Origin of the sequence: Rhizobium sp. PL01, from assembly GCF_033447125.1 — a bacterium.
Classification (GTDB): Bacteria; Pseudomonadota; Alphaproteobacteria; order Rhizobiales; family Rhizobiaceae; genus Pararhizobium.
Genome location: NZ_JAWQUM010000013.1, coordinates 139,037 through 161,453 on the forward strand (window position 1 = coordinate 139,037; position 22,417 = coordinate 161,453).

Annotated in this window: 26 protein-coding genes; 14 read left to right on the plus strand and 12 right to left on the minus strand. The window is 57.7% G+C overall.

Going from position 1 to position 22,417, the window contains the following annotated elements; translation table 11 throughout:
* Positions 1-129 precede the first annotated feature (129 nt).
* Together R6X40_RS26370 and R6X40_RS26375 are read right to left on the minus strand one after the other, a co-directional pair.
* The gene (locus tag R6X40_RS26370) at positions 130-1,320 is read right to left on the minus strand and encodes a metal transporter (protein WP_318417544.1); all 1,191 of its coding nucleotides are present in this window, start codon (positions 1,318-1,320) and stop codon (positions 130-132) included.
* The gene (locus R6X40_RS26375) at positions 1,317-2,462 is read right to left on the minus strand and encodes a multicopper oxidase domain-containing protein (protein ID WP_318417545.1); all 1,146 of its coding nucleotides are present in this window, start codon (positions 2,460-2,462) and stop codon (positions 1,317-1,319) included. Before R6X40_RS26375 ends, R6X40_RS26370 begins: the two co-directional genes overlap by 4 nt.
* Positions 2,463-2,662: 200 nt before the next feature.
* Between R6X40_RS26375 and mntR the strand changes: the two genes are divergently transcribed.
* On the plus strand, positions 2,663-3,118 hold the full coding sequence (gene mntR, locus R6X40_RS26380) for a manganese-binding transcriptional regulator MntR (protein WP_412178464.1): 456 nt from the start codon (positions 2,663-2,665) through the stop codon (positions 3,116-3,118).
* Positions 3,119-3,839: 721 nt separating this feature from the next.
* Here the strand turns inward: mntR and R6X40_RS31695 are convergent.
* The 6 genes from R6X40_RS31695 to R6X40_RS26405 form a co-directional block, all read right to left on the minus strand.
* Positions 3,840-4,067, minus strand: coding sequence for a thioredoxin domain-containing protein (locus R6X40_RS31695; protein ID WP_412178465.1), 228 nt, complete (start codon positions 4,065-4,067; stop codon positions 3,840-3,842).
* 231 nt (positions 4,068-4,298) lie between these two features.
* A complete protein-coding gene (locus R6X40_RS26385; RefSeq protein ID WP_412178469.1) occupies positions 4,299-5,297 on the minus strand; it encodes a cation diffusion facilitator family transporter in 999 nt (332 codons plus the stop codon).
* Positions 5,298-5,458: 161 nt separating this feature from the next.
* Entirely contained in the window at positions 5,459-5,896 is a 438-nt protein-coding gene (locus R6X40_RS26390) for a YqaA family protein (protein ID WP_318417549.1), read from the minus strand.
* Positions 5,893-7,215: an MFS transporter gene (locus R6X40_RS26395; RefSeq protein WP_318417551.1), complete on the minus strand. Its 1,323-nt coding sequence runs from the start codon at positions 7,213-7,215 to the stop codon at positions 5,893-5,895. The genes R6X40_RS26390 and R6X40_RS26395 overlap by 4 nt, the downstream gene beginning before the upstream one ends.
* Positions 7,216-7,296: 81 nt before the next feature.
* Positions 7,297-8,388: a hypothetical protein gene (locus tag R6X40_RS26400; RefSeq protein WP_318417553.1), complete on the minus strand. Its 1,092-nt coding sequence runs from the start codon at positions 8,386-8,388 to the stop codon at positions 7,297-7,299.
* A 13-nt stretch (positions 8,389-8,401) separates the two neighbouring features.
* Positions 8,402-8,683 (minus strand): metal-sensing transcriptional repressor, encoded by a 282-nt coding sequence (locus tag R6X40_RS26405; RefSeq protein WP_318417554.1) that lies wholly within the window; start codon positions 8,681-8,683, stop codon positions 8,402-8,404.
* Positions 8,684-9,211: 528 nt separating this feature from the next.
* Here R6X40_RS26405 and R6X40_RS26410 point away from each other — a divergent pair.
* The 12 genes from R6X40_RS26410 to R6X40_RS26465 all read left to right on the plus strand — a co-directional run bounded on the left by R6X40_RS26410 (position 9,212) and on the right by R6X40_RS26465 (position 19,388).
* Entirely contained in the window at positions 9,212-9,943 is a 732-nt protein-coding gene (locus tag R6X40_RS26410; protein ID WP_318417556.1) for a HupE/UreJ family protein, read from the plus strand.
* An 18-nt stretch (positions 9,944-9,961) separates the two neighbouring features.
* Entirely contained in the window at positions 9,962-10,624 is a 663-nt protein-coding gene (locus tag R6X40_RS26415; RefSeq protein WP_318417557.1) for a transmembrane anchor protein, read from the plus strand.
* Positions 10,625-10,749: 125 nt separating this feature from the next.
* Entirely contained in the window at positions 10,750-12,312 is a 1,563-nt protein-coding gene (locus R6X40_RS26420) for an ABC transporter substrate-binding protein (RefSeq protein ID WP_318417559.1), read from the plus strand.
* Positions 12,313-12,427: 115 nt separating this feature from the next.
* Positions 12,428-13,369, plus strand: a complete 942-nt coding sequence (locus tag R6X40_RS26425; protein ID WP_318417561.1) for an ABC transporter permease — start codon at positions 12,428-12,430, stop codon at positions 13,367-13,369.
* A gap of 2 nt (positions 13,370-13,371) precedes the next feature.
* Positions 13,372-14,283: an ABC transporter permease gene (locus R6X40_RS26430; protein ID WP_318417562.1), complete on the plus strand. Its 912-nt coding sequence runs from the start codon at positions 13,372-13,374 to the stop codon at positions 14,281-14,283.
* A complete protein-coding gene (locus R6X40_RS26435; protein ID WP_318417563.1) occupies positions 14,280-15,290 on the plus strand; it encodes an ABC transporter ATP-binding protein in 1,011 nt (336 codons plus the stop codon). Before R6X40_RS26430 ends, R6X40_RS26435 begins: the two co-directional genes overlap by 4 nt.
* Positions 15,283-16,266 carry an ABC transporter ATP-binding protein gene (locus R6X40_RS26440; protein WP_318417565.1) on the plus strand — a complete coding sequence of 328 codons (984 nt, stop codon included), beginning with the start codon at positions 15,283-15,285 and terminating at the stop codon, positions 16,264-16,266. The genes R6X40_RS26435 and R6X40_RS26440 overlap by 8 nt, the downstream gene beginning before the upstream one ends.
* Before the next feature lie 109 nt (positions 16,267-16,375).
* Positions 16,376-16,897 (plus strand): YchJ family protein, encoded by a 522-nt coding sequence (locus R6X40_RS26445; protein WP_318417567.1) that lies wholly within the window; start codon positions 16,376-16,378, stop codon positions 16,895-16,897.
* On the plus strand, positions 16,894-17,655 hold the full coding sequence (locus R6X40_RS26450; protein WP_318417568.1) for a YkgJ family cysteine cluster protein: 762 nt from the start codon (positions 16,894-16,896) through the stop codon (positions 17,653-17,655). Before R6X40_RS26445 ends, R6X40_RS26450 begins: the two co-directional genes overlap by 4 nt.
* A gap of 230 nt (positions 17,656-17,885) precedes the next feature.
* Positions 17,886-18,863 (plus strand): CDF family Co(II)/Ni(II) efflux transporter DmeF, encoded by a 978-nt coding sequence (gene dmeF, locus R6X40_RS26455; RefSeq protein WP_412178470.1) that lies wholly within the window; start codon positions 17,886-17,888, stop codon positions 18,861-18,863.
* A 31-nt stretch (positions 18,864-18,894) separates the two neighbouring features.
* On the plus strand, positions 18,895-19,170 hold the full coding sequence (locus R6X40_RS26460; RefSeq protein ID WP_318417571.1) for a metal/formaldehyde-sensitive transcriptional repressor: 276 nt from the start codon (positions 18,895-18,897) through the stop codon (positions 19,168-19,170).
* A 5-nt stretch (positions 19,171-19,175) separates the two neighbouring features.
* Entirely contained in the window at positions 19,176-19,388 is a 213-nt protein-coding gene (locus tag R6X40_RS26465) for a DUF1289 domain-containing protein (RefSeq protein WP_318417572.1), read from the plus strand.
* A 360-nt stretch (positions 19,389-19,748) separates the two neighbouring features.
* On the opposite strand, the gene R6X40_RS26470 is transcribed toward R6X40_RS26465, so the two are convergent.
* The 3 genes from R6X40_RS26470 to R6X40_RS26480 form a co-directional block, all read right to left on the minus strand.
* Entirely contained in the window at positions 19,749-20,063 is a 315-nt protein-coding gene (locus R6X40_RS26470; protein WP_318417573.1) for an addiction module antidote protein, read from the minus strand.
* A gap of 4 nt (positions 20,064-20,067) precedes the next feature.
* The gene (locus R6X40_RS26475) at positions 20,068-20,364 is read right to left on the minus strand and encodes a type II toxin-antitoxin system RelE/ParE family toxin (RefSeq protein ID WP_318417574.1); all 297 of its coding nucleotides are present in this window, start codon (positions 20,362-20,364) and stop codon (positions 20,068-20,070) included.
* Positions 20,365-20,511: 147 nt separating this feature from the next.
* Entirely contained in the window at positions 20,512-20,724 is a 213-nt protein-coding gene (locus tag R6X40_RS26480) for a helix-turn-helix transcriptional regulator (protein WP_318417576.1), read from the minus strand.
* A 90-nt stretch (positions 20,725-20,814) separates the two neighbouring features.
* Between R6X40_RS26480 and R6X40_RS26485 the strand changes: the two genes are divergently transcribed.
* A complete protein-coding gene (locus R6X40_RS26485) occupies positions 20,815-21,705 on the plus strand; it encodes a LysR family transcriptional regulator (protein WP_318417577.1) in 891 nt (296 codons plus the stop codon).
* A gap of 213 nt (positions 21,706-21,918) precedes the next feature.
* Here R6X40_RS26485 and R6X40_RS26490 read toward each other — a convergent pair whose 3' ends face one another.
* A complete protein-coding gene (locus R6X40_RS26490; protein ID WP_318417579.1) occupies positions 21,919-22,401 on the minus strand; it encodes a cation-translocating P-type ATPase C-terminal domain-containing protein in 483 nt (160 codons plus the stop codon).
* Positions 22,402-22,417: the final 16 nt, after the last annotated feature.

The window sequence follows — 22,417 nt, forward strand, 5'->3', positions numbered from 1 at the left end:
GGAAGCCCCCGGCTACCGCCGGTGACGGCCTCTTTGGAGATTCTCGGGAGCCATCCTAGGGCCCGTCGTGTCGTCGATTATCCTGCGGGAGCTGCGAACTCGTTGTTTGGCCCACTGTGCCCCTGATTGTCATATTTTGACGAGCATCGCAGTCAGGTACATGAACGCGACGCCTGCTGCCAGGCCGCCGAAGGAAGCAGGCGCAAGAAGCGACTTTACGCCCTGGCCGTTCGAGCGGCCGATCAGCCCGCAGACTTCGACAACCACCTGCGCGATCGCGCCAGCGCCAACGGCAAGGGCGATGGCCGTCCACTGCGGCGCGTAGGCCAGGCTGCCCACCCAGATCCCGATCACTGCCGGTCCTCCTGCGAGCAGGGCCAGACCGACAAACGAAGACAAGCTGGGCTTGATCTTCAGGATCGGAGCGGCGATGCCGATCCCCTCGGTGATGTTGTGTAACGTGAACCCAAGAACAAGGAACGTACCCAACCCCGCGGCCCCCGCTGCGAAGGCCGCTCCGATGGCGAGGCCTTCGCCGAAATTGTGGAGGCCGATGCCAAGCGCAATGAAGGTCGCGAGCGCCAGTCCCGTCGGGGTGCCCCTCCGACGCCCGATCGCCATCAGGACCAGAAAGCTGGCCACGGCCGTCAGCACGACCATCACACTGCCTTGGAATATCGGCGCAGACGCATTGGCGAATTCCAATGCTTCGACGAGGGTGTCCACCAGAAGGAATGCGAGAAGTCCGACGGTCAATGCCAGCAGGAACGTCATCGTTCCTTGGCCTGCGCCACGCAGAGCCGGATAACACATCAAACCGATCGCAACGGGAAGGATCCCGACGAAGACCCCGAGAATGGCCTGCGACCACAAACTGCCCGACGTAGCAACAGGCGTTGGAACGGCGACTGCGATCTGGTGATCGAAGGTCGCGCCCGTATTTGTTACGAATGTTACATTGTGCGTTTCACCGAGGACCCAAGGGTAGGGGATGCTGATCCAGGCCGTGTCGCCGCGGGCTATCGGGCCTTGGGGCTCTTGCGTGAATTCCCAGTATCCGGCGTCGATCTGGACTTGAGCGACGACCATGGGGTCCGATCCGCCGGCGCGCACGAGCAGCCGCAGTCCATCCTGATTGATCACCGTACGTTCGATCGTCAGGTTTTCGACGGGCGGCGCACCATTGTTGAAGCCTTGCAGCGGGTTTGTCTGAAGCAGCCAGACGATCGCCACGGCTAGAACCGTGACAGGCAACAACAGCCAGAGATAACGGGATAGGCCGGAAGCCGGTGCGGCTGCATCAATCTTTTCGTGAATCATGTCAGGGCCTCCACAACGTCGAACATTCCCATCCAGCCCAGTTCGGTGAATTCCGATTGATGCGCATGGAACATGTAAAGCCCCGGCTCATGCTCCTCGAAGGTGAATTCGAGAATGCCCCGCTGTGCCTGACATTGCACGATGAGATCGACCGTCTTCAGCGTCGGTGTCAGCGTCGTTCCCTGGTCGTAATAATCAAAGAAATTCGCATGCAGGTGGAAAGAGTTGATGGGGTCGAATTCGACGATATTAACCAGATAGATGCGGACCGGCCGGCCTTTCACGACCTTGATTGGTTCCTTCGCATAACAGTGCGCGACCGTGTTGCAGGCGTAGAATTCGTTTTCGCCATCGAAGTTCGTGTCGAAGGCATTCATCACCATCGCCATTTCCTGCCATCGCGCGTTTTCCGGAGACCCGAGCAGCCGCGACTGGGCGACGTCGAGATGGTCGGGGTGGCGGATCGGATCGGGATCGATCACGAACAGACCGTACATGCCTTTGTGGATGTGGCGTGTAAGCGGCAGGGCATGGCAGTGGTAAAGGTGGCAGCCGAAAGGTTTGGCGTCGAACTCGTAGACGAATTCTTCGCCGGGGCCGATGACACCTGCGCCGGGTACACCGTCCATCCGGGCGGCATGAATGCCGTGGAAATGCAGCGAGTGCGGATGTGAACCGTTGTTGATGAGCTTGATTTCCAGACGCTCGCCTTCCGTCGCGCGGATGGACGGACCTGGGACACGGCCATTATAGGTCCATGCAGGAAACATCACGCCGGGCGCGATCTCTATTTCCTTTTCCTCTACGGTAATCTCGAAACGACGCAGTCTGCGGCCGTCCGGCAGATCGCTGAGGGTTCCGGTTTCCCAATCGGTGAGCATAGCCATCGGATCGAAGCCGTTGCGAACGTTGTCGACCGTGCCGACTGTGATCATGGCGCCGTGCGCGGCCTTGTGGGTCGGCACGATGGCGGGATCGCTTGTTGCTGCCGTTCCCTTGCCCATATCCATTCCTGCATGATTGCCGGAACCAGCGTCCTGCGCCGCCGTGTTGCCGGCGTAGATGGCAGACGCCCCGATTGATGCGACCCCTGCGCCCAATAGGCTTCGCCTGCTTAAAACGGTCTGCGCCCACTTCAGCATTTTAGCAAATACTCCAATTAGCAGTTTAAATGAAACAAAGCATCATACTATGAGTATAGCAATGGCTATATTATTTCTATTGAACGAAAATGACAAGGACTGCCTTTGACATCCAGAGCAAGCGAGAGTTGAACATATAGCCTTAGCTATGTTATCCTCCGCCGAGGATTGAATTATGAGCTGGCGGAATTGATTTGAACGTGAAGCATAAACAGTTGCTCGAAACCGAGAGTTCGCTTGTTGCAGCCGATGCTCACATGGAGAGTTTTAAGCAGGCACGGCACAATCGCCGCACCGAGCTTGTGGAGGATTACGTCGAACTCATCGCCGACCTTCTCGCCGACGGGGGTGAGGCGCGGCAGGTCGACATTGCTCAGCGCCTTGGCGTCGCCCAGCCGACAGTCGCCAAAATGTTGAAGCGGCTGATCGCGGAGGGCTATATCCAGCAGCGTCCGTACAGGGGTGTTTTCCTCACGGATATCGGCAAGGAACTGGCGCGCGTCAGCCGCGAGAGGCATCAGATCGTGGAATCGTTTCTCTGCTCGATCGGCGTCAGCGTCGAGACGGCGCGAATCGACGCGGAGGGCATCGAGCACCACGTCAGCCCGGAAACTCTGGAAGCCCTGAAAGCATTCACCTTGCAGCGGCGATCTTAAGGTGGCATCTGCTTGTGACCAACGGTATGTGCCCGTCGGCCAAACCGAAAGCGCCGGTCCTTCAGCCAAAGGCTTCCTTCAATGCCAAGGGCGATGGGGAGAACCACCGACGCCGTGAACCCCGCCACGGCTTCGAGCGAGAAATGTCCCGTCGTTTTGCAGAGAATAAAGAATACGCTCGCAATGGCGACATAAGCTATGGCGGCGGTTCCCAGAAAGATGATGGTTGCTCTCAGAGTCACAGAATAGACGCTCGCTCATACGGTTTCACTCATTGTTATACGCATAGCGAGATAAATTGACACTCACGTCGCAGTGATACCCCATCCGCTAAGGTATACATTGTGCAATAGTCGGCTCGTCGCTGAGATGTCGACTGGCAGGCGTGGTTCATGAGCCGGGCCTGGTGGTCTGCGTTTCGGGCTTGACCAGGTCATAAAGGCGCTGGGGGGCTGAACTCGGACAGCGGCTTTCCGTTCACAAAAAATGGTCGGTGTCTACTCGACGCGGTTGGCCTTCACTTCAGCGACGTCCTGCACCACCAAGGCGTTCACTTTGCGGGTGTTGGCGCCTTTGCGGGCGGCCTCAAGGTCCAGACCCGCGCCCGCAGCGATCTGCCAAGCCTTCTCGATGTCTGGCGCACCATGAACGGCCTATAATAGCTGTTTGGCAAACAGAGCCTCAAGGACCGGCTGGAACTTGTCCTGCTTCCTGGCGGCTTCTAGAATACTGACGGCCTGGCCGGAGCCTTCGTGCAGCGGATTATTGCGCAACACGAGCCGCCCGACGCTTCCATGATTTGTTTCACGATCAGATAGAAGGCGCTGCACGTCTCGCAGGACGGATCGAAGAACTCGACGATCATGGCCGGGGCGGCGTCCGGCCCCAGGACCGGAGAGTGCGGCATGACCAGGCTGTTGTCAGCAGAGATCGCAGGGCAACTGCCCATGACTTCGCCGATGAAAAGCTTACCAAGGGTCGCAAGCAGGGCGACTATCCACGCGCCGAAAAGCGGCGTCCATGCGGTGCGCTGCGCGGCAGCTGTCAGTGTTGCCTCATTCGGCGTCTTCCAAGCGATATCGAGTCACTCCAATAAGGAACCCTCCACCAGATCCAAGGTCGAGAGCCGGCCGGATCATCACAGCGCTCTGCGATCGAAGATGGGGAACCCGCTTGGACTTCAAACGACATTGGTGGGCGCGAGCGAGCAATCCATGTTTCCGGCCTCGACCTGCAGGGTCGCGTGATGGATCCGGTAGCGCTCCAGCAGTGTCGTGCGGGCGTCAACCAAAAACTGGTCACCGGATGTTCCAGCAGGCACCACCAGATGGGCCGTCAGCGCCGTTTCCGATGTACTCATCGGCCATATGTGAAGGTCGTGCAGGTCAGAGACGCCGGGTAGGCCAACCAGATAGTCTCGGACGCCCGCGGCATCGATGCCGTCCGGAACGGCGTTCAACGACATCGCCACGCTGCCTTTTAACAGACCCCAGGTACTCCACAGGATTACCACGACGATGACCAGGCTCACGGCGGGATCGATCCATGCCCATCCCGTCTGGAGGATGAAAAGGCCCGCGGCGACCACGCCACCAGACACGGCGGCGTCGGCTGCCATATGCAGATATGCGCCGCGGATGTTCAGATCACCTTTGCTGCCCGAGGAGAAGAGGTACGCCGTGACACCGTTAATCAGGATGCCAATCCCAGCAACGATCATAACCGTTCCGCCCGTGACCGGTGCGGGATCCCAGAAGCGGCCTACGGCCTCCCAGGCAATCGCACCTACGGCCACCAGCAGCAGCATCGCATTGGCCAACGCTGCCAGGATCGACGACGCACCGAGTCCGTAGGTGTACTTTCCCGTTGGCTTGCGTTTGGCGAGTGCAACCGCGATCCATGCGACGATCAGGCCGAGGACGTCGGAGAGATTGTGCCCGGCATCGGCGAGAAGGGCCATCGAGTTCGCGTACAGTCCGTATCCAGCCTCGATGGCAACGAATACCGTGTTGAGAATGATGCCGATTGCAAATGCCTTCCCGAAATTCGTCGGGGCATGCGCGTGGTCATGTCCTTCATGGCGCTGATCATGCTCTGAGCGGGCGTCCGCACTCCCAGCTCTGCTTCGATCACCTCCGAGGTGACTATAGCCACCTTTTTCGTCGTGAGGGTGGCTCATGCGCATCAGACTATCCCTCCTGTCTGCACTGCCTTCTTGCTCATCTCCGGCATCCCTCGCATCACTTGGCGTACATTACATCCTCTAGCGGCTAGAGGAGCAAGACATGGATGAATGATTTTTCGCAGGCTGACATTTGCATATGAGCCACGACTGAAACGCTACGTCCAGCTGAGTGTAATCGCCGTCAGGACCAGATAGCGTGCGACCTTGGCGATGGTGACCAGGATCAGAAATGTCCCGAATGGCTCTTTCAGGATGCCCGCGACAACCGTAAGCGGATCACCCACGATCGGCAGCCAGCAAAACAGGAGTGACCACTTGCCATAGCGACGATACCAGAGAGCTGCCCGGTCCAGTGTCTTCGCGCTCGCCGGAAACCATTTTTTGCCTCGTAAGCGCTCGACGCCGCGGCCAAGCTCCCAGTTGATGACGGCCCCAAGGACGTTGCCGACGCTTGCGACGGTGATTAAAAGCCAGACGGGTTGGCTGTCCAATATGAGGAGCCCCACCAGGACTGCCTCGGACTGCATCGGCAGGATCGTGGCTGCAGCAAGCGCGGTCAGAAAAAGCCCGAAATAGACGGCGAGATCGGTCATCCAACACGCGGCCATTCAACATGATGGCTATCGATGACGAAGGCATGGGCATGGCGGTGGCCACCCGTAACCGGTTCAGCGCCCACAACGTGTGGATGGTCGGGATCAAGCGAATCGTGGATGTGTTCGATTTCATCCGGGTCATTGGCAGGCCATAGGCGCGTTGCAGCGACAAGCGCGACTGCGGCGATGATCGCGAGCGATGCGAACGTAAACGTCAAGCCGACTTTCGCTCCGAGCCAGCCCGCGATGGGGTATGTCACGAGCCAGCAGGCATGCGACAGCGCAAATTGGGCTGCAAAAAGCGCTGGGCGATCTTCGGGCTGTGACGAACGACGCAACAGCCGGCCGGACGGCGTCTGCGCCAGAGAGTATCCGATGCCGAGCACGACCCAGATCGGCAGAAGCAATGTATAGCTCCGCGCAAAGACGCCAAGAGTAAGACCGAAAACCAACACGGTCGTACCAGCCAGCATGGCCTTGCGATCCGCGACCTTGTCGAGAAGCCGGGGAAGCAGCAATGCTGCAAGCATCGATCCTCCACCAAATGCCGCCAGCGCCAGCGCCGTCGCGCGCTGTGTCAATGCAAACTCAGCCTGCACCAGAACGACCGTGTTCACGATCACCATGGCGCTGGCAGCCGCGACGGCTACGTTCAGGGACAACAGACCTCGCAGGCGCGGTGTGGCAAGGTAGATGCGAAGACCGCGTGTCGTCCGATCATAGATGCTGCGCCGTTCGGTCGCCTTCGGCGTCGGTAGCGACACGGAGACGACAAGCGCCGCCGAGGCCAGAAATCCGACAACCGTTCCAGCGAACAGGCTGTGAAAGCTGATCACCGTTAGCAGAGCTGCAGCGAGCATCGGGCTCACCACGCTTTCCAGGTCATAGGCAAGGCGAGAGAGGGAAAGCGCGCGTGTATAGTCCTTCTCCTCCGTCAAGACGTCAGGGATCGTCGCCTGAAATGTCGGGGTGAAGGCAGCCGAGGCAGACTGCAGGATGAAGATCAGGAGATACACTTCCCAGATCTGCGTGACGAAGGGCAGCGCCAAGGCTACAGCCGCGCGGATAAGATCCAGGCTGACAAGCATCGTGCGTCTTGGAAGGCGTTCCGCGAATGCCGCGGCGATCGGGGCGACGCCGACATAGGCGATCATCTTGATCGCAAGCGCGGTTCCAAGGACGGCCCCGGCGTCCGCCCCCGCGATATCAAAAGCAAGCAATCCCAACGCCACTGTGGCGAGGCCTGTTCCAACAAGCGCGATGACCTGAGCAAGGAACAGATGGCGGTAGGTGGTATTTGTCAGAATGTTGAGCATTTGCGGATCGATCGAGTCCTTCGTGATGACATGGCATGATTTCTGCGTCCGCAGAGCAACCTGAACGACGTTTTCGCGCGCCTAAAATCCGAAGAAGATGATGCCAATGCCTAGAAGCAAGATCATCGTTCCCAGAATACCGCTCTCGTAGCGTTCGAGAAAACCGAGCTTCAGGCGCTCCATGCCGGTCAGAGTCAGCCACGTGAAGACCACCATGCCAGTGATGGTCGCAAATGCCAGAATTGCGCTGAGAAGGATGAACCCGGACCAACCGAAGGCGATGCCGGAGACATAAACGGGAAGGAAACCTTCGCAGGGCGAGAACGTCAAAAGTGTCAGCAGCCCGAGGATCACTGCGCGATCCGATTTGGTGGGCGCCGATCTGGCAAGAGCTGGCTGGCTGAAAGTGGCCGCGACGGTCTCGTTCGGGCAGTTGTCCTGCTCTTCGAATTCAACCTTGTGTTCGTGGGAGTGGCTGCCGTGCGAGAGTGTGAGTATCGCGTGAAATTCGTGCGGCTCCGGGATCTCGTCGATCGATTCCAGAAAGCCGTCATGGTCAATGAAGGAAAATGTCTGGCGTGCACCGTCCGGGCGGACAGTTTCCACCGACAGCGTGCCTGACTTAGGAAGCAGCATGCTGTTGCCTTCGGGCTTTACCCGGAACCGGGGCGGAACGCCTTCCTCGAAGATGTCGAGGATCAGGACGCCATGGCCAGTGTCGATACGCTTTGCTTCGTTGTGACCATGCCCGGCGTGACCACCGACAGCATGGCTATGTCCCGCGTCGTGCGAATGACCATGTCCGTGATCATGTTCACCTTCGTGGCTGTGCCCCTTGCCGAAATGGTGATGCCCATGCCCCTGTCCGCGCCATTGTCGCGAGAGGTAGTATAGACCGAACAGAATGAGCGCACCGCCGGCGATCCATGGGAAAATATCCCCTGTCCATTTGCTGGTTTCAATGCCGAGCCAAACAAGCAGAACTCCGAGAACCGTCGTGAACAGCACGTGTCCAAGCCCGCAAAGGGCCACGACCGCGAGCGCCTTCGGCGTGGACCAGCGTTGCCCGCGTGCGGCCAGCACAAAGGGCAGCCAGTGGGTCGGTATCGCGGCGTGTGCGAACGCGACAATAAATCCTGTCGCCATGATCGAGAGCAGAAATGACTGGTCCATGGGCATGCCACCGTTACAAGTATTTTGTGATCTGCTTGAATTCTTCGATTGTGCGACGCTGCTCGCTGCCGAGGCCGCCGACTGCATCCTCAAGGCAGTGATCTAGATGGTCCTGGATCAATGTCTTCTTTGCTTGGCAGACGGCCTTCTCGACAGCATGAAGCTGCTGGGCGATATCGACGCAGGGGCGGTGCGCCTCGATCATTGCGATCACACTGCGAAGGTGACCCTCCGCCCGCTTCAGCCGCTTGATGATGTCGGGGTGGGTTTCGTGCATGTGCGCTTGATCTGTCATGGTCTGAGTGCTATCCCCCTGGAGGGGATATAGTCAAGTTACTTCTGCTTCCCTTAGTTTGCTTTTAATTGAAACCTGGATAACACTTCTGTCGATGATGGTTCGCTTCGAAAACAGGATTGCTCGACTGCTGGTCGTCTTCGCGATGACCGTGTCCGTATTTTTATTCGCGTTTTCAGGGCCTGCCAGCGATCATGCCCCGAGCCTGCACCAGTCTGCGAGTGCGGAGCTGTCGAGTGTCGTGCACGATCATGATGACGCCGGCCACACCCACGGCGCATCCGCTGACGTTTCGAGCGACCAGGGGCCTACGGCCCACCACCATGGGGATCATACTCATGAGAAAGCAGGTCTCCCGAGTGTTACAGATATCTCCCTTTACCGCAGGGCAGAGGCCGTTTTTTTGCGTCCGGTCAAAAACCTGGCAGATGGCATTCCCGGTGGAATAGACCGTCCCCCACGCTCGGTATTCGGGATCTGAACGGCTGCCTCGGCAGCTTTCCGAAATCTGAATGACGGACAATTTTCATGAACTTACTTCCGCTTGAAGGCGGCTGGAGAGGGTATTTTCCTCTGCGGCTTGCACTTCATATCGCCATCGCCGTGGTGCTTCTATGCCTACTAGCCAGCACCGCGGCGGCCCATGCCGTCGCCGAAGGCGACAAGGGATACATACAGGAGATCACGGGTGTTAATCTGATCCCGTTCGTCTATCTCGGGGCAAAGCATATGGTGACCGGATACGATCACCTGCTGTTCCTGTTCGGGGTGATCTTCTTTCTCTACAGGCTGAAGCACATCGGCATCTATGTCAGCCTATTTGCCATCGGTCATTCCACCACGATGCTTCTCGGCGTCTACTACGGCTGGAACGTCAGTTCCTACCTGATCGATGCGATAATAGGACTGTCGGTCGTCTATAAGGCGCTCGACAATCTCGGTGCTTTCCAGCGCTGGTTTGGCTACCAGCCGGACACAAAGCTCGCAACGCTGATCTTCGGCTTCTTCCATGGGCTTGGCCTGGCAACCAAGATCCTCGAATACGAGATCGCTCAGGACGGGCTCGTGCCCAATCTTCTCGCCTTCAATGTCGGCGTCGAGATCGGCCAGCTCATCGCGCTCGCGATCATCCTCATCGGCATGAGCTTCTGGCGGAAGACTCCCAGCTTCCTCCGGCATGCCTATGCTGCCAACGTCCTCATGATGACTGCCGGGTTCGTGCTGATCGGATATCAGTTCACCGGCTACTTCGTCGCCTAAATCGAAAGGAATGCAAAGATGTTCAATTCTCAAGCTCCCAAACTTGGCGATCTGCCGTCCTCGAAACAACTGGTGAAATCAACTGTTATCGCCGCCGTCGCCGCGGCGGCAATTCTCGTCACCATCGTCCTTCCGTCGGAATACGGCATCGATCCGACGGGAACAGGTCGCGTTCTCGGTCTGACCGAAATGGGTCAGATCAAAACCCAGCTTGCCGAAGAAGCAGAGGCCGACCTCAAGAAGACGCAGGATATGCAGCTGCCGGCGACGACGACCACGCCGAGCACGACACCCCAGCAAGGCTCCACCCTGATGGATCGTCTGTTCCGGGAGTTCATCGTTGGAACCGCTCACGCCCAGGAAATGCGTGAGGACGAGATGTCCGTGACGCTGAAGCCGGGTGAAGCGACGGAGATCAAGATGACCATGTCGAAGAGCGCAAAGGCCGCCTACGAATGGACGGCCGACGGTGGCTCTTTAAACTTCGACATGCACGCCGACGGAACGGGTGGCGAAACCGTCAGCTATGAGAAGGGCAGGGCAGTTCCGAGCGCATCCGGCGAACTGGAAGCCGCATTCGATGGCAAGCATGGCTGGTTCTGGCGCAATCGTTCGGGCGCCGCCGTCACCCTCATTCTGAAAACATCCGGAGCCTACGCAGACATCACCAAGGTGATGTAGCCGGCCGCGAACTGCCTCCGCGCCGGCTATCCCGACGCTGAGGTTTTGAAAGCCGTGCGCAGTCCACTGCTGCGATTGCGCACGGAACCTCAACCGCAGTCAAAACAAATATAAAGGGAACTCAAATGATCACGATCGACCGACGCAAATTTCTGGCCGGAACCGCTGGATTGGCCTTTGTTAGCGCCTTTCCACTCAACGCATTTTCCGAAACGCACGGCTCCTTGAAGATCGCAATCGCGGCCGAGACGGGAGATCTCGACCTTCTTCAAAACGTCTCCACGCTCAGCGCTTACACCATCGTTTTCGATGCGCTGATCCACTACGGCCAAGGTGGCAAGCTTGAACCCGGTCTCGCCACCAAATGGGCTGTCTCCGAAGACCAGCTATCGATTGCGTTCGATCTACGCGAAGGCGTCACCTTCAGCGACGGGACGCCATTCGATGCGACGTCGGCCGAATGGAACCTGAAGCGCTGGATGGGCAAGAGTGACTTTTCCTGGATCGGCGTCTCCGATGCGTTCGAAAGCATCGTGACCGATGGTCCGGCCAAACTGACTGTTAAGTTGAAGCGCCCGGTTCCTGCAGCCCTTCTCGAATTCACGATCGTGCGTCCCGTCCGCTTCCTGTCCCCCAAGGCCGTCGATGCCGAAGGCAAGCAGACGGCTCCGATCGGGACCGGACCCTGGATCGTGGAGAGCTTCGATTCATCCGCAACGGTTCTCGTGCGCAATGACAAATACTGGGGCGAAAAGCCACTGTTTTCCCGCATGGAGCTGAAGGTCGTTCCGGATGAACTAGCGCGGGCAAATGGTCTTCGCTCCGGCGATCTCGACGTCATCGGTGGCGACTGGGTGGCGCCTCTTTCTCCGCGCCGTGCCCGTGCTCTGGAAAGCGACGGCATGAAGGTTGCGGCCGAACCCGGCACCGCCACGATGCTGCTTGGTTTCTCACCAAAGTCACCGATGGTCGCCGATAAGGCGGTGCGGGACGCCATCATAATCTCGATTGACCGCGCCGCGATGGCAAAGGTTCTGTTCGAGGGGTTTGCGGATCCCACCTTCGATCTGTTTCCGGCAAACGTGCCATCGTCTGGAACGCGCCATCTGGTTCCCGCCCGTGACGTCGCAAAAGCGAAATCCATCCTGACGGAAGGCGGCTGGGCGGAAAGCGGCGACGCATGGTCGAAGAGCGGTATGCCACTGTCCCTGGACTTTCTTGTGTCGGATGAATCCCTGCCGGGTTCGCGCCGCATCGCCGAGATGATCCAGGGCCAGTTGTCCGAGGTTGGCTTCCAGGTAAAGGTCTCGTCGGTCGACAATGCGACGATGCATGAGCGCCGTCCCGCTTTCGAATACGACCTTGCCTTCTTCACCACCTACGGCGCGCCCTACGATCCGCATGGAACGCTTGGCAACTCTTTCGTCTCGACGGCGGATAGCGGGCCGGACGGCAAGATCTACGTCTCGGATGCTCTGGACGTCATCGTGAAGACGGCGCTGGGCGCAAGCGGGACAGAGCGGAACGTGAAGATGCAGGCCATCTACGACTGGCTGGCAGACAACACCGCGATCTGTCCTCTCGTTGTCGCACAACGACTGTGGGCGTATGGAGCGAACATCGAGAACTTCTCGCTGCCCGCCACAGACTACGACATGCCGTTCAAGGCCATGTCCCGCAAGGCATAGCCCGGAAATGAGCACATGTTCCCGAGCGTGTGCTTACCTTCATTCCTCACAGCCATGACGCCCACCTTCAGTTTACCACCGAGGGTGGGCGCATGAGACGGCAAAGGCAGATTCGATGAAACAGATGATATGGCGCAGGCTTCTGCTTGCCTGTCTCCTGACACTGGGAGCGTCCGCGCTGACGTTCATGTTGGTTGCGGCCGCACCCGGCAATGTTGCGGCCCTTATTGCGGAGCGCGCAGCCGGCCCCGGCGCGGATGCGCAGATGATCCAGAGGATCGGCGACGAACTCGGATTGAATGCCCCACTGCCGATCCGTTATAGCAGATGGCTGGCAGATGCGGCGACTGGAGACTTCGGCGTTTCTTTGCGTACGGGCAAGCCAATCGCGCAGGAATTCCCATCCCGCATCCCCGTCACGGCCGCGTTGCTCGCTGGCGGCGGTGTTTTGGCATTGCTGATATCGCTGTCACTCGGCTTGGCGGGCGCGGTCAGCAATGGTGGACCGGTTGACCGAATCCTGCATGCCATCTCGCTTGTGGGTGCATCAACCCCGAACTTCTTCGTCGCCGCCCTTCTGGTCATCGTCTTTTCAGTCATGCTCGGCTGGGTGCCGACGTTCGGAACGAGCGGCTTCTCATCCTGGCTGCTTCCCTGGGTGACCATAGCTCTGTTTCCCGGCTGCGTGCTCAGCCGCGTCGTTCGGGTCAACCTGCAGGAAATGATGTCGCGACCCTTTGCGACGACTGGTTTTGCCAAAGGCTACACCCGCTTTCAGGTTCTGGTCCGCGAGGCCATGCCGAACATAGCGGTCCCCTTTCTGACGACCTTCGGCGCCCAGTTCACACTGATGATGATCGCATCGATCGTGGTGGAGACAGTATTTGCTCTGCGTGGTGTCGGATCTTTCTTTATCGATGCTATCCGCTTTCGTGACTTCATCGGCATGCAGGCCGTCCTGCTGCTCTTTGTCGTCTTCTTCGTTTTCGTGAACTTCCTCGTCGATATCATCTGCATCATGACGGATCCGCGGATGCGCAGAGTGAGAGGATCATAGCCATGACTTCAAACCTTCTTCAGAGCGCGAAAGGCTGGCCCTGGCTCGCCTTGACGCCCGTGCTTCTTTTTATCCTCGTTGCTTGTTTCGGACCCAGCCTCGTGCCCTACGATTCAGGCGCACAGGACTATTCTGCTACCCTCCAGTCGCCGACCTGGAGCCATTGGCTGGGCACAGACTATCTCGGCCGGGACGTGCTCAGTCGGATCGTTGGCGGCGCTCGGGTGTCGCTGGTCGCGATGGCGATTGTTCTGGTCGCAGCGCTCGCGATCGGTGTCGTGATCGGTTCGCTCGCCGGCTACATCGGCGGTCGGATCGAACTCGTGCTGATCAGCCTGATCGACATCGCCCTGGCGCTCCCCAGTCTGGTCATCGCGCTCGCCCTCATCGGAATCCTGGGTACGGGCTACTGGTCCATGATCACGGCCCTCACGCTCGCATGGTGGGCGAACTACGCGCGCATGAGCCGGGCCGTGGTCAAGGCGGAACTACAACAGCCCTATATCGAGGCGACCCGTGTCATGGGTGCCAGCCATCTCTGGATTTTCGGACGGCATATCCTTCCGAACGTTCTGGCTTTGGTCGTCGTCTATGCCAGCGCAGACGCTGGCGCGCTGGTCCTTGCCATCGCAACGCTGAGCTTTCTGGGTCTTGGCGTAGCACCTCCGACGCCCGAATGGGGGCAGATGCTGGTCGATGGCATGAGCTACATCGAGGAGTACCCGGCGATCGTGATCTATCCCGGACTGGCGCTGACCCTGGTCGTGGTCAGTTTCAATCTTCTGGGTGAGGCCTTCGCATTGCAGAAGGTGCCACGGCCTGTTCGCGGCACCTTGCTCCGACGGCGACGAGCGCTCCGTGCCGCTGAGGAACGGCAACGTGACGCGGCAGAAATGGGAGCGAAATCAGTATGACTCGGGAACAGGTCTATTCGGTTGAAAACCTAGTCATCGATCTGCACACCCCCGTCGCATCCGTGCGCGCCGTGGACGGTGTTTCCTTCACCGTGAACGCCGGCGAGACCGTCGCGGTGGTTGGGGAAAGTGGATCGGGAAAGACCGTCATGACGCTCGGCCCCCTCGGTCTTCTTCCGGAGGGAATAGCTATCGATATGCGCGGAACGGCGATCATCGATGGCAACGATCTTCTTGGCATGACGACGCGCCAGCTTTCACTGCTCCGGGGTCGCGGCTTCGGCATCATATTCCAGGATCCGATGAGTGCCCTCAACCCGATGCTGAGGATAGGCCCGCAACTCGCTTCACAGGCGGAACGCTTCGCTGGGCTATCACGGGCCGAGGCCAAACGCGAAGCCGTATCGCTTCTCGCCCGCACGGGCATACCGGACCCGGGAGACCGCTACAACCGCTATCCGCATGAACTGTCCGGCGGCATGCTCCAGCGCGTGATGATCGCCCTTGCTCTGGCAGGCAAGCCGCGTGTGCTGATTGCAGACGAACCGACGACGGCGCTCGACGCGACCGTTCAGGCGCAGATCCTCGATCTGCTTCGTCAGATCCAGCGGGACGACGGCATCGCGATCATCCTGATCACGCATGACATCGGCGTCGTCGCATCGATCGCGGACAGGGTCGTCGTACTTTATGCGGGGCAGGTGGCAGAAGAGGGGTCGGCAGATGACGTCCTGACCATGCCGCTCCATCCCTATACGAGAGGTCTCCTGGCGTCGGTACCCGACTTTAGGTCCGATGAACGAGGACCGGCGCACGAAATACCCGGCATGCCGCCAAACCAGCTCACGCTAGAAACGGGTTGCCGCTTCGAGGCGCGCTGTCCGGTTTCCATTCCGCGGTGCAAGACCTGTAGGCCGGTGCTGGAGACCGTGTTTGGCGATGGGGAACCTCATCGTGTCGCCTGTCCCATAGTTCTTGGCCAACCGGAGCTTGTCGCCTATGTCTGAAACAGCAGCGATCGAAGTGAAGGACCTGAAGGTTCACTTTGCAAACCAGTCGGGTTCCGGTGCGGTTAGAGCGGTCGACGGCATCGATCTCGTGGTTCCGCGCGGAACCTTCCATGGGATCGTCGGGGAGTCCGGTTGTGGTAAGACCACACTGGCACGCACCATTGTCGGACTTCAGAAGGAGACAGCAGGCACCGTGCGGATCGCGGGCCGTGATCGTTCAGAATGGCAGTCTTCGGACCGAAAATCTTTCAGCCGTGAAATCCAGTTCATCTTCCAGGACCCCCTGGGGTCTCTGAGCAGACGTCAAAACGTGAAGCAATCCCTCGAGGAGCCGCTGCTGATCCATCGTTCAGGAACCACAGCCGACCGCAATCGCCGGGTCGCGGAGCTCCTCGATATCGTGTCCCTGCCCAAGACGGTTCTCGACCGCATGCCGCGATCTCTCTCCGGCGGTCAGCGCCAGCGTGTTTCGATCGCCAGGGCGTTGGCGTTGAGTCCATCGATCCTTGTCTGCGATGAACCATTGAGCGCCCTTGACGTTTCCGTACGGGCACAGATCGTCAACCTGTTCAAGCAGCTTCAGGGACAGCTCGGACTGACGATCGTCATGGTGGCGCACGATCTCGCGATCATCAGAGAGATCTGCTCCGCCGTTACCGTCATGTACCTTGGGCGGATTGCAGAAGCGGGCGAAACACGTTCCCTTTTCCGCGCTCCGGCACATCCCTACAGCCAGGCGCTGCTTTCGGCGGTTCCGTCCCCGAATCCGAAAATTGAGCAGGCACGTCGGCGGGTGATCCTTGCGGGCGATCCACCCAGTCCCAGCTCGCCGCCGCCCGGCTGCCGCTTCAGCACCCGCTGTCCCGTGGCGGTGGATGTCTGCCGGATCGAAGAGCCTCCGCTACGGCGTGTGCCTCACGGCGGAGAGGCGGCATGTCATCTGGCCGGAGCCGACAGTTATGCCGTCATTTGAAAAGCTCAAATTAACATGTCGCAAAGCGACGCAACCACGGCGACGCCAAGGAATTTGCACAGGCTTGTGCATTTCCCCGAGGCCAAGCTTTTTCCAAGGTCAATAGGCGATGTCACAAGACGTTTTCGAAAGCTTATCAAGCAAAGCCTGCCCCTGCGGTTCAACAGAGGAGTTCACAACCTGTTGCAATCCATACATCGCCGGACAGCAGACCGCTCCGACAGCTGAGGCTCTCATGCGATCACGCTATACAGCGTTTACCCTCGGCGATCTCGATTACATCGAGCAAACCATCACTGAAGAGGCCTCCCAATCATTTAACCGTGTGGATATGGAGCGGTCGCTGCCCGGCACCGAATGGCTTGGCTTTGAGGTGCGCGATACGACGGGTGGACAAGAGGGGGATGCGGCTGGGACGGTCACCTTCGCGTTTCATTATCGAAACAAGAAACGCGAGTTCTCCCAAGTCGAAATGGCGAGTTTCCGCAGCGTAAACGGTACCTGGCTCTACCATGACAGCGAGATCAACCCCAAGTCGCCACCAGCGCGGGTGGAAAACATCGGTCGCAACGAGCCCTGCCGCTGTGGCTCAGGAAAAAAGTATAAGAAGTGCTGCGGGGCACAGGCATGACTGAACAGCGGTTTTCATGCACTGCTTGCGGTGCCTGCTGCTATGGCTTGCTCCCGCTGACAGTGGATGAAGCTTTGAAAAGCGCTCACAGATTTCCCCTGGCTATGGCGATCACCCCGATTAAACCTGGTGCGCGTGGTTACCGTTCGGCTGGGAGTATTTCAGCGTCTGTCGTTCTCCCGTCCAAGAAAACGGCTCTGCTTCTTGTCACGCCTGTTTCCTTCATTCCAACATCGATGCCATGCCCGGAACTCGCCGGAGACAACCTCTGTTCGATACACATCGACAAGCCCGTACGCTGCAAAGCCATGCCCTTTTACGCTTATAAGGACGAGGATCATCAAAGGGATATGCTCGTCCCGCGCGCCGGTTGGCAGTGTGAGACGAGCGCGGACGCGCCGGTTGTTTATCGCGATCAGAAGATAGTCGATCGCGGCGATTTTGATGAGGAAAGGAATGCTCTGTTGCAGCAAGCGCCGGCACTTCGGCGGCACGTCGAATTATTGTTCAAACACGATACTGTCTTCTCGACACGTGTCGTCAAGGCGACTCAAGCGCCGCTTGCTGGACGCGTCGTCATCGGGTTCGTCTCCTTCCTGCGTTACAACAAGGAGCTTAATCTTATGGATTTCGCGCGAAAACAACAGCCTGTCCTGGAGTCTTGGGCTCGTAAGACCGCAGGGGATGCCAAAGTGGCCCAATTTCACCAGTATTATCGCGAGGCGGTTTCAGATCTTGATCGGTATATTTCTGTCTGAATACAAGAACGTGAATTGGCGAGCCGCGCGATTGTGAGACCGAACCCTTGTTGGCTGTATGTGCTGGAACGACAGATGAAGGGTCGGGTTAGGCAGGCGCGAATGGCAATTTGAGCCGGCGTGTCCACCATCACACGAGGATTTTGGCTGATTTAACTCACTTTTCGCACCATTGCGTTTATCTGCCATATAGTATATCCCCCTATAATATACGAAAGGGAGTTCGGATTATGAGTTCATCACACGGGCCTACGCACGACCACCCCCATCCGCCCGAGCATAGCCATCGTCGCACTCTCAACGCCGCTCATGAGCATCTTTTTCTGGGCGACAACCACGAGCGGAACGAGCGGCGCACATGGCTGGTGATTGCGATCACCACGACCATGATGGTGGTGGAGATCGCCGCTGGAAACCTGTTCGGGTCGATGGCTCTCACGGCTGACGGCTGGCATATGTCCACCCATGCCGCTGCCATGCTCATTGCGGCATTGGCCTATCTCTATGCTCGCAAGCACGCCAACAATCGCCGCTTTTCCTTTGGGACCGGCAAGCTCGGCGACCTTGCAGGCTTTGCCAGCGCCGTGGTGCTGGCACTGATCGCGCTGCTGATCGGCTGGGAAAGCTTTCTGCGCTTCCAGTCGCCCGTCTCGATCAATTTCAAGGAAGCCATTATCGTGGCTGTTGTTGGCCTGATTGTAAACCTTGTCTGCGCATGGCTCCTCAAGGATGATCATCATCATGGGCACGACCATGGGCACGAGCACAAACAAAAGGTAGGGCAGGATCAGAACCTTCGCGCCGCCTATTTGCATGTGCTGGCCGATGCCCTAACCTCCGTCCTGGCGATCGGCGCGCTCGTGTTCGCGAGCTTCTACGGATGGCTCTGGCTCGATCCAACAATCGGCATTGTCGGCGCTTTTGTAATTGCGCGCTGGTCGTGGGGGTTGATCCGGGATACGGGCGGTGTCTTACTCGACTACGTTTCTGAAGGCGAAGATCTTCCAGAAGAGATTCAGGAAATTCTCGTCAAGGAAGGTGCGGAGATCGTTGATCTTCACATCTGGCAGCTAGGACCAGGTCATCACGGTGCCATTGTGTCGATCGTTGTTGATCACCCACATGCGCCGTCCTATTACCGCGCAAAGCTTGCGGCTATTCACGATCTATCGCATGTGACGGTGGAAGTCGAAGCCCGCGCGGCCTGACCAAAAACATCAATACAGAAGGAGCATCGGCATGAGCCATACCATCCGCGAAAAGCAGAAATTGATCAACCGCGTACGCCGTATTCGCGGTCAGATGGAAGGTGTCGAGCGGATGCTTGAAGAGGATAAGGGTTGCGTGGAGGTCATGCAAACGATCGCTGGTGCTCGTGGAGCTATCAACGGATTAATGGGCGAAGTCATCGAGGACCATATCCTCATGCACCTGGCCGCAGAAGGTCTGGCTCAGAAAGAACGTGACGAAGGTGCAGCCGAACTGATCGACGTCATTCGTGCCTATCTCAAATAAGGTCCATGATGAAGAATGTGTCGCCTTGCACCGATCTGTGCTACTTCGATCCGCGCAACAAATGGTGCGTGGGCTGCGCCCGGACGACGGATGAAATCAAAGCTTGGCGAAAAATGTCGCCCTATCACCGCACGAATTTGTCGACTGAATTGAAACGCCGCATGAAGCGATTGAAAGATAGCGAGGACGCTGCTGCGACAGCCGCCGCCGGCTCGTAATATTTTCCAACTCACAAGGCCGCTGGTGGTGCAACCAGTTCAGCCGCACCGAGCGCGTCTCGCGCTATTGACAACCATGGTTTGCTGATGGCTTGCGCGGATAATCCAGCGATTGCTTTGTCTTTCCGCGATGAATGCCAGCACCTTGATCTGTTTTCATCGCGCGTACTAATGTAGGATAATAAATGCTTAAAAGTTCCATAAATATGCTTACGCCACATATAACTAAGCAACTGATTTATCGAGAAAATATGAGGAAAACGGCTAGTGTCTCTTCAAATACTAATGTGAGAAAAGGGTTTATTCGATTTGTTACGCAAAAAACAGTGGCGGTGTTTAGCTGAGACTTGAATGTGCCGTTTACTTTGGCGAGACGGTCGATGCGTCATCGGATTTCAATACCAGATTCAGCCTGTAACCAAGTGCGTCAGCTACTTTTGCGATCGTTCCGAACTCAGGGTTGCCGTCCCCGCTCAATGCTCTGTAGAGCGCAGGTCGCGTAAGCCCGGTGTTTCGAGAAAGATCAGACATGCCGCGCGCGCGCGCAACAACACCAAGGGCGCGGGCAATATGGTTTGCATCGCCATCTTCGCTGGCAGCTAAAAGATATTCCGCAATCGCTTCCTCACTCCCAAGGAATTCGGCGGAGTCGTACTCAAATGTCTCAAGTGGCATGCCGTTACTCCTTCAATTGCTGCGCTAGCTTTTTGGCCAGTCGAATGTCTTTATCTTGGGTACTCTTGTCGCCACCGCAGAGAAGAACATAGACAACTGATCCGTCGCGGATGAAATAGACCCGATAGCCAGGCCCATAGTTGACGCGGAGTTCACTCACGCCGTCTCCAACCGGCTTTACGTCCCCAGGATTTCCTGCCGCCAGCCGGTCAATACGGTCGGCAATTCGAGCTTGGGCGCGGAAGTCTTTTAGCTTCTTGATCCAGTCCGCATAATCGCGGGTGCGCCTAATCGTAAACATTCGCCAATGTAACCTATAAGGGACAAAATATCAAGGCGCCGCTGCTTTGGCGGGCATAGGCAATTTAAGTTTCTCTAGCCCAAATGTCGCCAACTCAATATTAGGGTCGCCGGTTCTTATCCCCTCAAGGCGATGGAGCTCAATGGATCACTTGTCCGGTGTTACAAGCTCCACATGACTTACCCCTAGGGCTTTTGCCAGTTCATATAATGTAATCACGGTTGGGTTGCGTCGTCCGCGTTCCAATCCACTCAGATATTGCTGACTGTAGCCGGATCGCATCTCAATGTCCTCTTGAGTCAGGCCTTGTTCCCGACGAAGGCGAGCAAAATTCCGACCGACGAGCTTGCGCATATCCATGCGGGAAAGATCGCAGTTTACATACTTCAAGTTTATCAACTATAGTATGTAAATTGCGGTCTGTTGGTTTCTGCGATGGATGGGTCACTCATGGAATTACGTCAACTCTCCTACTTCGTCGCAGTCGCCGAGGAGCTGCACTTCGGCCGGGCAGCGGCGAGGGTGAATATAGCCCAGCCGGCGCTGAGCACCCAGGTGCAATCGCTGGAGCGGGAGCTCGGCTGCCAGCTGCTTACACGCACGACAAGGCGGGTGCAGCTCACCAAGGCAGGCGCGGCGTTCCATAGCCATGCGGTTAGGATCCTGAGCGAAATTGATCTCAGTACGGAGATCACGCGCTCGATTGCCGGACGCAAGATCACCGAGATCAGGATTGGTACCATTTATCCCGCAACCATTGGCGTGCTGCCGCCCTTCCTTGCCCGTATTGCAAGGAAATTCCCCGATATCCGTATGCATATCTGCAGTGGCTCCACCAACGATATTATTCGCCATATCGAGAGCGGCCAAATTAACCTTGGCTTCATTCGCCCGGTGGAAAACATCGGTTCGTTGCGCTTCTTTTCCATAGCCCACGAGCGATATCTGCTGGCGGTCACCAAGGGAAGTCCTCTTGCCAAGCGTGACGAGCTCAGCATTGATGATCTCAAGAATGAGAAAATCATCTCGTTTTCTCGGCGTAACCTCTCCTACACCGAGCGGTATTTCGCCGAAAAGTTCGAGGAATATGATTTGACTAAAAATATTGCCTACAGCTGCGACGACACCTTCTCACTGGTGTCGCTGGTCTCAGCGGGTCTCGGCATTGGCTTTGCCCCGGAGTGGACGATGAACCTTCCAAACCGTAACTTCGAGCTCAAGAAGGTGAGGGGGGTGGACTTCAAGATCGGCCTTGGCATTGCCTGGAACAAGGAGGACCCAACAGCAACACGCGATGACATCATCGATATTGCCCGGACATTCGTCAGGCCGGGTCGATAACTATCCACACCGAATATCGTAATGCTATATCATTCAATAAGAACAATTATGAAACTTGGGGCAAGGTGAGTAGGCGTCCGCAAACCACCGCTTCCGTAGACCATTGTTATCCCACTCGATTGAAATCGCGTCGTTGACGGTTCGATTCCTTGCAAGGCGACGATTTCTTGTTGGCTTGTCGGGATGTTGCGCGGCTGGGGTAGGTGGCCTGTATCATCTGCCCCAACGCCGAAGCACCGATTTGCGGACCTCGCCGGACCAAAGGACGCTGCTGCCGATGGCTACACAGACGAGCCACTGTTCGAGGGGCAGAGGAACTGTCCCGAACGCCTCATTCAATGGTCCGAAGTTGACGACCGCAACCTGGAGTAAGATTGATAGCCCAATGGCCGCCCACAGCCACCGATTCGTAAACAGATGGCGGAAAGCACTGGTAGTTTCAGAACGTGCGTTGAAGCAATTGAACAGCTGAGCAAGAACCAGGACGGTGAACCCGGCAGTTCGAGCCTGATCAAGACTTTGCGAACCTTCAATCAACCCACCCGGCAGGTAAAGATCGATGGTGAGAAGCGTCGCTAGCGCCATCACGAGGCCGATTGCGATCACTCCTCGCCACATGCGAGCGTCGATGGCGCGCTCGTTCGCCCTGCGAGGTGGACGCCCCATCACATCGTCGGTTTCCGGGTCGATGCCCATCGCAAGCGCGGGACCA